This window comes from Streptococcus oralis SK610 (assembly GCF_000257455.1).
GTDB lineage: Bacteria > Bacillota > Bacilli > Lactobacillales > Streptococcaceae > Streptococcus > Streptococcus oralis_CB.
Genome location: NZ_AJKQ01000021.1, coordinates 25,286 through 37,278 on the forward strand (window position 1 = coordinate 25,286; position 11,993 = coordinate 37,278).

An 11,993-nucleotide genomic window follows, 5' to 3' on the forward strand; every position below is an offset into this window, starting at 1 on the left:
TGTAAAAAGGCAAACTATTTTGATCAATATGAATCACTATTTAATCAAAGAACTAATCTTTCATAATTCTTTTCACAATCCCATTTCTATCAATTAGAAAACAATCTGGAAAGGTCATCTGCTCCCATTTTTCATAATCAAAACTGGAATCAAAGTGATGTAGTAGTATTCCTATCAAATTCCCGTGTGAACTAAGTAAAATCGTTTTTTCTGATATCATAGACATTCATTAGATGTCTATTAACTACAAATTTTTGACTGATAGATGTTACTAATTCATTTTCTTTTTGTAAACTGATTTTGTGAAATACAAATGTAGAGACTAAAACACAAGAATGAAACTAGAAAGCCAATGCTATATTATTTTAGTTTTTTTCAGAATATTATTGTACAAAAAATAGGTTGTGTCTGAAAGATTCTAGTGACTTCTGAGATTAGTCTAGCACCTTACTTTCTAAACTATAACAATGGTTTGTTTAAAATACTTTCTAATGTCACCCTTTCTTCCAGTTGAGAATCTCTCCATCTATCATAGGCTTCATCTTCGTAGAAAATGCTATCATATTTCCACTGCAAATATTCTTCAAGATGGTATTGTAAACTTGAATAATCAAAATTTTCTACTGAGATATCATCCCATTCATAGCCCCCTCCTAATAACTTCTCTGTTATTCTATTTTCAAATTCTGATATTTGTTCTTCGACTTCCCAATCCAAATCAAAACCATCTGGGTCATAAGTACAATCAACGTCTTCCTTTTCCAAAGTGCTACTACTGTCTAAATAATCTTGGAGTAACTCAATTTTTTTCTGTCTAAAAACGCTATAGCAGTACATCTCTTTTAAAGAACCTTCTTGATAATCATCATCTGCTATACTTACCTCATAAATTATCTCACTTATTGTATTTACAATATCATCTAGTTCTTCCGAGCCAAGATAAGGACTATTTACTAGTTTATCTAAAACACTTTTATCATCAAGAATACTCAGAAATACTCTTTTCATTGCTTTATTATCAGAAAAATAAATCTGACTAATAATATCACTCCACCCATTCAGATAAATATTTAAATTATTCCGCCCATCATATATTCTCAGCAACTCCTCAAAATCAGTCTTAAATTTTGAAAATTGATTTAAATATATAATGGATAGGATTTTTTCGCCAATAAAATCATCTTTATCCTTAAAGTACTCCCAATCATCTAGTAGTTTACTAAAAAATATATTCTGCGACTCATTTAATTCACGCCATACATAACCATCGACCCCTTTACATAATTGGTGAAGGTAAATAGAGTTCTCAGTTATTTCTTCAGTTATTTTGGGATACTCTTTTAATTTATCATTTAAAAAATCAATTATGCTAGGATTAAAAAAGTCTACCATACTGTCATCATCAAAATTTTCTTTTTTAAAAGTAACCCATGAACCATCAAGCTTTTTTAACGATTTCTTAAAATCAAATGTTGGATTAAGTTCCAAAGCATGCAGTGAGTCTATCAACCACTCTTCTTTGATAGGGAAGCTATCGAATCGTAATAAAGAAAATAACAAATATTTTTCTTCATCCTTCAGATTGTTAAATAAATTATTGTAAAGCTGATTAGGATGCTCAAGATTATATACTACATAATCATAAAAATTTTCGTTAGAATCCTTAAAATTATTTGCTATTAATTCTACTAACCTAGGAAAGTAATTTCGATGTTGTACAATTCTTGTCCAATCTCGTCCAATAAGATCGTTATATTTTTCTACAAGCTCTTTCTTGTCATCGTTTTCAAGATAGTGTGCTTTTCGTTTAAAAACTTTCCTAAAGATATGGGCTCTTTCTTCATCCGAGTACTTAGATAGATCAATAATAAATTTTCTTTCCTCTGAAAACTTTTCATTTATTAGTTTTTGAAACTCAGAATTCATTGATGTTGCATCTTGAACAATTTGAGTTCGAGAATTTAAACAGATAAAGAGATTATTAGTATAAGTTGATGCGGAATATAGTTTTCTTATATCTTGCAGTATCCTCTCTTCAACATCAAACTTATTACGTCCTAAGAAATCATCAAAAACTACAAAAAGATTCCTATCTTCGCTCCCCCTATAAACTTCATGATATAATTTGAGAACCTCGTTAATCTCCTCGACTCTACGAACAATAACATCAAAGACATTATCATCATTATTTAAAAATAAATTTCCTAGCATTGAACAAGTTGTTGTTTTTCCAATTCCCGCTGGTCCTTGAATTAATACAATATGTTCCCTTTGTAAAATATGATATGCTTCCCCTAGAAAAGACGTTTCAACAAAATATTTAGAATCAAAATCTGAAAAATATTCCTGTGATTCTGCTTCTACCGATTTCAGTCGATCACTCTTCAGGATAATTGAAATATCTTTCTCCAACAATCCATAATCCATAAAAACATCTCTATATTCTTTCTGTTGAGAAAGAGTGGTTAACGTAGATGAGTAAATAATATAATCATCGGTCGGAATTGCATTAGGAATAATTTCATCTGCGTAATCACGAATCTCCTTTAAGTTTGCAGGGGATAACCCCATACTTGTAACAATAACATATTTAAAATCCGTCACCCAACCATATTTTTCTTTCGTCAGAGCAATTTTATCAATTTCTTCTTTTAAATGTTTTACGGCTGTAGTCTTATTTTTTGTTACCTGCCACCGTTTAGCTTGAATAATAAGAGTAGGAGATTTGATATCATCTATTCCATCAATACCGGCATCTCTCCCTTCCTTAAATCCATGTAAACTCTTATTTTCAAATTTTTTCTTTACAATCTCAATAGCAAAATTTTCAAAGTCTGATGTAGTCATTCCATCAGCACGAATACCAATATCCATAGTTCTCCTAATTCTAAAATCCCTACAAATGTTTAATCACATATTATGCTTCGGACTATTCTATAATCTTCTTATTCTTTCTTTAGTAAGACTAATAATATTTGGATACCTATCATTCAGTTCATCAAGATATCCTGCCTCTAAGCCACATAAATCCTCAATTAAAAAATTAGGCAACAATTTATTGTATACTCTATAAATATCAGCAGATATGTCCATCACAATTCTATTTTCCACTAATAGCTCTACTGACTGTTTTAAAGATAGAGGATTGCTAATCAATTTTGTTGAATCTAACGGCTCATTTTTTCTCCAACCTCTGTAACTAAGTTTCTTATACAAGTTTGTATACTCATTAGAATCTATGATATTCAACGACTTAGCACGCATTATCATCATACTAATTGAAACTTGCCAAATTCTTTTTAGATACCTGTAGTACTCTAGATCATTTTCATGCCCAATGATAGAAGCTTTAAACGAATCCATTGGCAATAGAAATTCAGCCGCAAACTCATTTGCTTCGTCTTCCATTTGCTTATATTCAATTGCTCCCATGTCTTGAGGCGACTTACAATTTTCATGCATTAACCAATGTCCTAATTCATGGGCTAAACTAAACTGCTGACGATAGAATGAATACTCTGTCCCTTCTAATATAACAACATAATACTCATTATTATTTACTTTAACAGCTGAACCAAAAGCATCAACTTTATCACTCTGAGTGTCTATTCTAGAAATAACAAAACCTTTTTCCTCCATCAACAACGACAAGTTATCAATTGGTCTATCTCCAAGTTCCCATTTCTCTCTTATGTAGCTTGCGTATTCTTGTGGGGTATAGTCTAAGCCAGAAAGACCCCAGTCAAGATTTGGAAAATCAATAAATTCTCCCAAATAATCTCTTATTAAAGCAACATAGTTTTTATTTATTTCTGCAGGCATTTTTTCTGTTTGAGTCGCTGTGTAACGACTTCTAAAAAATGTGCCTGTAGAACTTAAGCTAAAATTATCATTTCCAAAAAAGAAATCTCTCGGAAACTTTAATTTCTTTTCCAATATTTCTAACGATTCTTCACTTGGCGTTGCTCGTCCTTTTTCATATTTAGAAACCATTTGTTTTGAAACGTTTAAAAACTCTGCAATCTGAGTAATACTTTTTTTGTTAAAAAGTCTTGCCTCTTTTAAGCGAGCACCATTAAAACTAATCTGAAGCATTATTTACACCTATTTTATATAAAATATCATAATTTAGCATTCTCTTCCTTTTTTTCAACATAAAGACTAACATGCTTTTGGGACTCCAATTGTCTCTGTACGTCAGATTTCAATGCAACAAGAGGTTTTTCAGGATTATTTCCACGTCCATCTTCTTCAAGTTTTGTAAAATCAAATTCTGTGATATTTACAGCATCAATAAATTCACAAAAGGCATTTACTTGGTTAACGCTCACTTCTTGGGTCTTCTTATCAAATGTAATAACTCTAATCTCATCAATTAAATTATAAAACTCTCCTAACAACTTCTTCGATTGCGCAATTTGCGATTCGCTCAACTCATCGTTATCTAGGTCGTTAAATAATTCAATTGACAATGTACCCTTCTCTTTTCCATTTAAATGGGAATTTTTTGAACGTGCTATACAAGTAAGATAGTGATGTTTTTCGTAATTCTCAGTAACGTCTTCAAATCTATTGTGCATCATAAAAACATACAAGATTCCCTCGATAATTACACCTCTCGCTGTCCATAGAGCCCCCATATGCATAACAGGTGAAACTAATCCATTTGATTGAGCAATAATTGCAATATCTCGATAGATAAAATCCCAATTTAAACTATGACGACTATTTTTAGTCTCGAACTCATTATCAGAATATATTTTTTCAATATCTTTCTTGCGATTTGTTGAAAATACTTGAGCAAACTTAAAGATTTTGGTTGGTAAATTTTCCATAGAGCACCTCATTGAAATTTATAGTCTTATTTTAAGATTTTCTTTCAAAAAAGTCAACTATTATTGGTTTTTATTATTATTTTATCTCCCTAATCTGTTTGGATACCTTTAATACTTAGATCACGAAACTAGAAAAATCATATTGTTATTTTGAATAAAAGTTCTATCATTAATTTAGCTACTCTGTATTCCTAAAAATTAGGTGTTCCAATTTACTTTGGGAAAGGCAGTGATTTCTTTTGAAAACAGGTTTAAAGCTGTTATATTCGTTCGCTAAGAGTAGTCTTAGAATCATTGTAAAAAATTACATTCGTTTAACAACTTTGGATATAGTAGTCTTTAGTATATTCTCTATAAAAGAAAACACAAAAAACCCACCTTCACAGGCAGGTTTCATCTGTATTGTTCAGCTAGATTAAGCTTTACCTTCTGAACCGAATACGTCGATACGTTCTTCAACTGATGCTTGGATAGCTTTTACACCGTCAGCCAAGAATTTACGTGGGTCGAAGAGTTTCTTCTTGTCGTATTCTGCTTCGTTTGCTTCGTAGTCACGAGCAAATTTACGAGTTGCGTTAGCGAATGCGATTTGACATTCAGTGTTAACGTTAACTTTCGCAACACCAAGTTTGATAGCTGCTTGGATTTGGTCATCAGGAATACCTGAACCACCGTGCAATACGATTGGGAAGCCTGGAAGAGCTTCTGTCAATTTCTTCAAGTGGTCAAGGTCAAGACCTTCCCAGTTTGCTGGGTAAGGACCGTGGATGTTACCGATACCAGCTGCCAAGAAGTCAATACCAGTTGCAACCATTGCTTTAGCGTCTTCGATTGGAGCCAATTCACCTTTACCGATGATACCGTCTTCTTCACCACCGATAGTACCAACTTCAGCTTCTACTGAGATACCTTTAGCGTGTGCTTTTTCAACAACGTCTTTAGCCAATTTAAGGTTTTCTTCAACTGGAAGGTGTGAACCGTCAAACATGATTGAAGTGTAACCAACTTCGATACACTCAAGTGCATCTTCGTAGTGACCGTGGTCAAGGTGGATAGCTACTGGTACAGTGATACCCATTGACTCAACAAGGTTAGCGATCAAGTTGCGAGCAACTTTGTAACCACCCATGTATTTAGCAGCACCCATTGAAGTTTGGATCAAAACTGGAGCTTTTTTAGCTTCTGCTGCGCGCAAGATAGCTTGAGTCCACTCAAGGTTGTTTGTGTTAAATCCACCAACTGCATAACCGTTGTCACGAGCTGCTTGGACAAATTTTTCTGCTGAAACGATTGCCATTTGTCAGGCCTCCTATATATTTTTTGGGACATCCCATTTACATTGTTCATTTTATCACTTTTTGATAAAAAAAGCTAGTTTTTCCCATACTTTAGATTGAATTTCTTCCAATCCAATAAATGTAAACCCTTTCTTTTTCTTAGTCCTAAGTGACTTTGGGATAACGTATGAAGAAGGTCAAGCGATCATCTTGCATCTCAAAATGATAAGATAATTTCTCATGTTCTAATAAACTTTTGACCACAAAGAGTCCCATCCCTGAACCCTTGGCCTTGCGACTAGCATTGTCAGAAAAAGACTGGGCCAATTTTTCTTGTTCTTCAGGACTACAGCTATTCTCGATAAAGAGTTCTCCTTCTCTTTCTCCAATGCGGACCAGGCCACCTGGAGTGGAGTGCTTGATAGCATTACTGATGAGATTCGATAGGATTAGTTTCATCACAGATGGGTTTATGTAAGCCTGCTGATGGGTTAGGCTAATGTCTACCTGAAGCTCTCTCTCCTTGGCGAGCAAAGCATAATCCTTAACCAGAGTTTGCGTTATCTGGAGTAGGTCAATGTTCTCCTTCTCCTCTCGCAATTCTTGAACAGAAGAAAGAGAAAGTATCTGAAGAACGTGGTGACTGAGGTCGTCCACAATTCCCAAGGCTACTCCCAGATAGTGGTCTCTATCCTTATAACGACCGATATTTTCTTTCATATTTTCGATTAGGATTTTCAAACTAGCCAGTGGTGTTTTCAATTCATGAGAGGCCCCTCGTAGGAACTCGACCTTCATCTTTTCAAGTTGGAGAATAGCTTCATTTTTCTCATGCAAGTCCGCAATAACAGTCAAAAGGTGCTGGTAAAGGCTATTGATTTGTTCCTTGAGATCACCTATCTCATCCTTAGAATCCACGCGCAATCGCACTTGAGCATCTAGTTCCATCATTCTACGAGTCACCCGCTTGATTTCCAAAATCGGGGCAACAATAGTCCGAGCATAGATGTAGGCTACCAAGAGGGAAATCAGAAAGGATGCCAGCAAGGTGTAGGGAAGAAACTGGAGGCTAATTTGCTCTGCTTCCTTTTGCAAATCCATGGAAGCTAGAAATTGCAGAGTCATGGTGCTACCATCTTGCGTTTTCACCTCACGCTCCTCGATAAAGAGAGAAGTGGTCTGGCGATCCGTGTCCAGAGGAAGGTTGTCCTTGACTTCTAACTTGTCTTCGGTCATTTCTCCCTTGACAGCTCCTTTGATATCACTGCTCTGGGAATACAAGTCTAATACTTGTTCAATATTTTGTCTATCTTTTCCGTCTAGGGATTGGGCAATAGCAGTCGCTTTTTGGCCAATGGTTTCCTGACGATGGCTCAGATAAGTAGAGGGAAAGAGAAAATAAATGGCTAAATGAAGACAAATAACCAGAAGGCTAAAAATCGAGAAGGTATAGCTAAAAATCTTTGTAAATAAACCTGTTCGTTTCATTTTCGCTCCAATTTATAACCGACATTGCGCACCGTGAGGATACAATCCAAGTCTAGCTTTTTCCGCAGTTCCTTGATATAGACATCAATGACACGGTCAAAGGGAACCTCATCTGTTGCCTTCCAAACGGCATCGATTATCTGAGAACGGGTCAAGGCCCGTCCTTCATTTTTCACCAGATAGTCCAGAATTTCCAACTCTTTGGCATTAATGGCCACTTCTTGACCTGCGAGGCTTGCACTATAGCTTTCAAAGTCTACCTTGGTATCCTTATAGGAGAAGACTCGTCCCGTATCGTAGTAGCGCTTGAAAATTGCATCCACCCTCACTTTTAGAAGGGAGAGAGAGAAGGGCTTTTCCAGATAACCATCTGCTAGAGAAGCAAAAGCACTCATCTTGTATTCCTCATCCTGAAAGGCGGTTAACATCAGGACAGGGACCTGACTGGTTTTACGAATCTCCGCTAGGACTTCGAGGCCATTAAGCTTGGGCATTTGGATATCCAATAAAACTAGGGCTACTTCATAGCTGGAAAATTTTTCCAGAGCTTCTTGACCGTCTGCTGCCTCAATGGTTTCATAACCACAATCCGTCAAATAGTCACTGATTCCCTCACGGATCATCTCTTCATCTTCTACAATTAAAATTTTCATAGAAAAAACGTTTCACATTCCTTTAAATTTCTTGTAAATCTTCTCTGTTTCATCCTGATAAGAAGAGTCCTTATACTCAATGAAAATCAAAGAGCAAACTAGGAAGCTAGCCGCAGGCTGTACTTGAGTACGGTAAGGTGAAGCTGACGTGGTTTGAATTTGATTTTCGAAGAGTATTATCAAGATGAAATACATAAAAATGCTACCTATATTATACCCCATTTAGGGGAGAATAGGTAGCAAGTTTTTTATTCGCTATCGAGCAAGAGTTCTTTTGGTTGTTTTCTAAGGAGATTGCTTGAAGCAAGCGCCATAACAAGAACGACTAGAACTAAAGCAAGGACAAAGACGATGATAAAGTCTGATGTCTGAATGGAAATGTCTAGGCTCGACAAGGTCTTGCTAAAGCCATCTACTTCTGCACCACCACCAAGGTTAGAAGCTTGAGCCGCCTTGCTGGCTTGCTTGGCAACACCTGAAGTGACATTGGCAAGAACAGTATTTCCGATTGCACGAGCTGTATAGTTAGCTAGGAAGTAAGCAGAAACAAGAGCAGGGATGGCAATCAAGATCGATTCGGTGATGAATTGCCCCAAGATACTTGCCTGCTTGAGACCGATAGAGAGGAGGATTCCCACTTCCTTGCGACGGGCGTTGATCCAAAGACTAAGCAAGAGTGCAAGGAGAAGGACTGAGAAGCTCAAGCTACCCCAGAAGAGGAGGTTGGCCATCTTGTACATACCAGAAATGGATTGCTCTAGAGCTGGGTAGTTAGAGGAACTCTTCACAAGTGTGTAGCTCTTCCAGTTGATGCCACTGATACCATTCAACTCTTTCATGACGTCATCCAAGTTCTTGTCTGCTGTTACAAAGAAGGTTGCGTCCCCATAAATAGCTGTGTCTTCTGTGTATCCATAAAGTTTTGCAGCAGTGTGAATGTCTGTGATAGCTGTGTTTTCATAGAGTTCTTGTGAGTAGGTTACTGCAGACTTATTGTGCCCATCAAAGAGTCCCTTGATTGTAACTTCGACTGTTTCCTTGGCACCTTTTTCATTGTCTGCATCGTAGATATTGGAGTCTAGTTTGACCTTATCTCCGACTTTCCAACCGTGTTTGGCTGCCAAGTCCTTGTGCATGAGGATCTTGTCTTTGTCGTCGTTGGTTAGATGCTCACCTTCAACCAGCTTATATGAGCCAGAGACAAACTTGTCTTCTTTAGAGGAGTCATTGACACCTGTAATCATCAAACTGCTTCCAAACCGTTTTGCTCGGTCAGCAGTAAGATTTTTCTTGGTTTCTGGCGTTTCAATGAGCTCATATCCAGTCAAATCTCCAATGGCGTTAATGCGTTTTACATAAGACTCGATGGCCTTGTTTTCAGTGATTTTTTTGATGTCCTCACCCTTGATATTCCCAGAACCACGTGGCGTCCCTTGATTGACGCGACGATTGATTTGCATGGAGAAGCTATTGGTGATATTTTTAAAAGTCTCCTGAGAAGCCTTGGCAGTAGCTCCCTTGATCGACAAGCCGACCAAACTCAAGCTCGCCATGAGGAGAATAATCAGGAAGATAACAATCGATTTGAAAAACTTCCTTGTAACATAGGCAAATGCGTTGTGTAACATAGGTTCCCTTTCTAGATTTGATTTCATAATGCTATCAAAACAAGCTCATCTTATTTTGTAGTATTGCGAGTTTCAGTAAGTTTCTTATTCTTCAATTCAAGTGTAATATCTGATGCTTGTGCCACTTCTTTACTGTGAGTGACGACGATCACACATTTACCTGTTTTCTCGGCAAGTGATTTGAGCAGTTCGATAATATCTCCAGCAGTTTTAGGGTCCAGATTTCCTGTTGGCTCATCAGCTAGAATAACTGGAGCTTCTGATACTAAACTGCGAGCGATGGCTACACGTTGCTGTTGACCCCCTGATAACTGGAGAACGTTCCGCTTGATCTGACTTTCATCCAAACCAAGTTCAAGAAGTGTATCCTTGTTTGCTTTTTTGTTGACCAAGCGGATATTTTCCAGCGGAGAAAGATAATCTATCAAGTTATAATTTTGAAAGACCAAGGAAATATGGTGCATGCGATGGTAAGAATATCCCTTATTCCGAATGTCCTCTCCTTGGAAAAGGATAGAACCTTCAACAGGACTATCTAGACCAGCAAGCAGGGACAAGAGAGTGGATTTTCCTGCTCCTGACTCACCAATGATACTATAAAATTTTCCGGGTTCAAAATTATACTTGATCTGATATAAAACTGCTTCAGCAGTGTTCTTATAACGGTAGGTAACATCTTGCAATTGTAATAAAGTCATGATTTCTCCTTCTTAACTAATAGATGATAAAATTTCTTTCGGCGACTTTCTAAATAAGAATAGGAAACAAAGGGCTACAGACAAGCAACCAATCAGTAGCAGAAAGACATAGGATTCTGCAAAGGATAGGAGACTGGTTGATAGACTGCTTGCTTTAGCTAGTGTATCTTGTAAGGTTGCCTGATCTCCACTTGCTAGTACAGTTTGAAGTAGATAGGATGTAATGGCCTTTCCAGCGATAAAGGATGGAAGCAAAGCTCCAAGAGATACCAACACCACCTCTAAACAGAACTGTAGGAAGATTGAGCTCTTGCCTTTTCCAAGTGCCAGTAAAATCCCTACTTCATAGACCCTTTCTCTTAACCAGAGAGACAAGACCAAAATTAAGGCTCCAGCTCCAGCTATCAACATCCCATAAAGGAAGATGGTTAGGAAGGTTTGGAAGGTTGCAACTGAGTCTTTGAACTGTTCAAAGGCCTTGTTTTCTTTTTCGACTTGATAGCCTTGATTTTCCAAGGCCAAGTTTTCCACCTGCTTCATGAGTCCGTCCATTTCCTTAGGATTTTCTACATAGAAGCGCGCTGCACTGACTTGAGGTTCACTATTTCCTAAAAGAGTTTGGCTACTTTCATAGTCTGTAAAGACCTGGTTTTCACTGAAGTCAGAAGACAAGCCTGTAAATTTCTCTTGCTTTTTACCAGAAAAGATGCCGACAATCTCAAACTCTACTGTTTGCCCTTTTCCAGATTCTGACTGACCAGCATCCAAGCGAATCTTGTCATGAAGCGAAAGACCGTTCTTCTTGGCCAACTCTTCGTGGATAAGGATTTTCTTGGAATCCCCTTTTTGAAGGTGTCGCCCTTCTTTTAGATTGAAAGCCGAACTGGTAAAGGTGACATCCTTGGATGAATCCTCAAGAGACGTTAAGCTAACCAAGTTCTTGTCCGCAGCTGACAAATCATCGCGTTCTACACTCTGCTCACCACTCACCGCTTCCTTGTCTTTCAGTTTTGCGACCGTCTCAAGTTCAGGAGAGGCATTTTCCAGTCCCTTAATCTTGCTCACGGATGCTAAGTCTGACAACTTGAAGGTCTGTCCATTTTCTATCTTTTTGATAGAAAAAGATGTATTGAGTGATTTGTAAAGATTGATTTCTACTGTTTTGTTGGACTTCATCAGCGTCAAACAGGCTGAAATTCCTGCTAAAAGGACAAATAAAATCAGAAATAAAATAAAACTTCTCAGTCGTTTTCTGCTGACATAAGCCCAAGCTCTTTGGATTGGATTCATTTGTCACCTCCATATTTGTAAGACTATTATAAAATCCAAATATGAAATGTTTATGAAATCGAAAAAACTTTTTGATTTATTTTTTGAAAAAAAGCTGGTATTTCTACCAGCTCCATTTTTATAA

The 11,993-nt window shown here is 37.0% G+C and carries 9 protein-coding genes and 1 pseudogene; all 10 read right to left on the bottom strand.

The window, feature by feature from the left end; genetic code table 11:
- Nucleotides 1-52: 52 nt before the first annotated feature.
- Nucleotides 53-214: pseudogene (locus HMPREF1115_RS12365) on the bottom strand (phosphoglycerate mutase); the annotation flags it as partial.
- 245 nt (nucleotides 215-459) lie between these two features.
- On the bottom strand, nucleotides 460-2,874 hold the full coding sequence (locus tag HMPREF1115_RS08635; protein ID WP_000351016.1) for an nSTAND3 domain-containing NTPase: 2,415 nt from the start codon (nucleotides 2,872-2,874) through the stop codon (nucleotides 460-462).
- Between the two features lie 60 nt (nucleotides 2,875-2,934).
- Nucleotides 2,935-4,095: an XRE family transcriptional regulator gene (locus tag HMPREF1115_RS08640; protein WP_000939332.1), complete on the bottom strand. Its 1,161-nt coding sequence runs from the start codon at nucleotides 4,093-4,095 to the stop codon at nucleotides 2,935-2,937.
- Nucleotides 4,096-4,121: 26 nt separating this feature from the next.
- Nucleotides 4,122-4,835 (bottom strand): DUF5986 family protein, encoded by a 714-nt coding sequence (locus HMPREF1115_RS08645; RefSeq protein ID WP_000429394.1) that lies wholly within the window; start codon nucleotides 4,833-4,835, stop codon nucleotides 4,122-4,124.
- Between the two features lie 415 nt (nucleotides 4,836-5,250).
- Nucleotides 5,251-6,132 carry a class II fructose-bisphosphate aldolase gene (locus tag HMPREF1115_RS08650; RefSeq protein ID WP_001018995.1) on the bottom strand — a complete coding sequence of 294 codons (882 nt, stop codon included), beginning with the start codon at nucleotides 6,130-6,132 and terminating at the stop codon, nucleotides 5,251-5,253.
- A 145-nt stretch (nucleotides 6,133-6,277) separates the two neighbouring features.
- On the bottom strand, nucleotides 6,278-7,600 hold the full coding sequence (gene vncS / locus HMPREF1115_RS08655; RefSeq protein WP_000831387.1) for a sensor histidine kinase VncS: 1,323 nt from the start codon (nucleotides 7,598-7,600) through the stop codon (nucleotides 6,278-6,280).
- Nucleotides 7,597-8,253 (bottom strand): response regulator transcription factor VncR, encoded by a 657-nt coding sequence (vncR, locus tag HMPREF1115_RS08660; protein ID WP_000697942.1) that lies wholly within the window; start codon nucleotides 8,251-8,253, stop codon nucleotides 7,597-7,599. The genes vncS and vncR overlap by 4 nt, the downstream gene beginning before the upstream one ends.
- Nucleotides 8,254-8,501: 248 nt before the next feature.
- Entirely contained in the window at nucleotides 8,502-9,881 is a 1,380-nt protein-coding gene (vex3, locus tag HMPREF1115_RS08670) for an ABC transporter permease subunit Vex3 (RefSeq protein WP_000903005.1), read from the bottom strand.
- A 50-nt stretch (nucleotides 9,882-9,931) separates the two neighbouring features.
- Nucleotides 9,932-10,579, bottom strand: a complete 648-nt coding sequence (gene vex2 / locus HMPREF1115_RS08675; protein WP_000173732.1) for an ABC transporter ATP-binding subunit Vex2 — start codon at nucleotides 10,577-10,579, stop codon at nucleotides 9,932-9,934.
- A gap of 12 nt (nucleotides 10,580-10,591) precedes the next feature.
- A complete protein-coding gene (locus HMPREF1115_RS08680) occupies nucleotides 10,592-11,869 on the bottom strand; it encodes an ABC transporter permease (RefSeq protein ID WP_001068248.1) in 1,278 nt (425 codons plus the stop codon).
- Nucleotides 11,870-11,993 lie beyond the last annotated feature (124 nt).

Excerpts from the sequence above, each read along its gene's own strand:
- HMPREF1115_RS08635 (WP_000351016.1), bottom strand. The coding sequence starts at position 2,874 with ATGGATATTGGTATTCGTGCTGATGGAATGACTACATCAGACTTTGAA.
- HMPREF1115_RS08640 (WP_000939332.1), bottom strand. The coding sequence starts at position 4,095 with ATGCTTCAGATTAGTTTTAATGGTGCTCGCTTAAAAGAGGCAAGACTT.
- HMPREF1115_RS08645 (WP_000429394.1), bottom strand. The coding sequence starts at position 4,835 with ATGGAAAATTTACCAACCAAAATCTTTAAGTTTGCTCAAGTATTTTCA.
- HMPREF1115_RS08650 (WP_001018995.1), bottom strand. The coding sequence starts at position 6,132 with ATGGCAATCGTTTCAGCAGAAAAATTTGTCCAAGCAGCTCGTGACAAC.
- vncS (WP_000831387.1), bottom strand. The coding sequence starts at position 7,600 with ATGAAACGAACAGGTTTATTTACAAAGATTTTTAGCTATACCTTCTCG.
- vncR (WP_000697942.1), bottom strand. The coding sequence starts at position 8,253 with ATGAAAATTTTAATTGTAGAAGATGAAGAGATGATCCGTGAGGGAATC.
- vex3 (WP_000903005.1), bottom strand. The coding sequence starts at position 9,881 with ATGTTACACAACGCATTTGCCTATGTTACAAGGAAGTTTTTCAAATCG.
- vex2 (WP_000173732.1), bottom strand. The coding sequence starts at position 10,579 with ATGACTTTATTACAATTGCAAGATGTTACCTACCGTTATAAGAACACT.
- HMPREF1115_RS08680 (WP_001068248.1), bottom strand. The coding sequence starts at position 11,869 with ATGAATCCAATCCAAAGAGCTTGGGCTTATGTCAGCAGAAAACGACTG.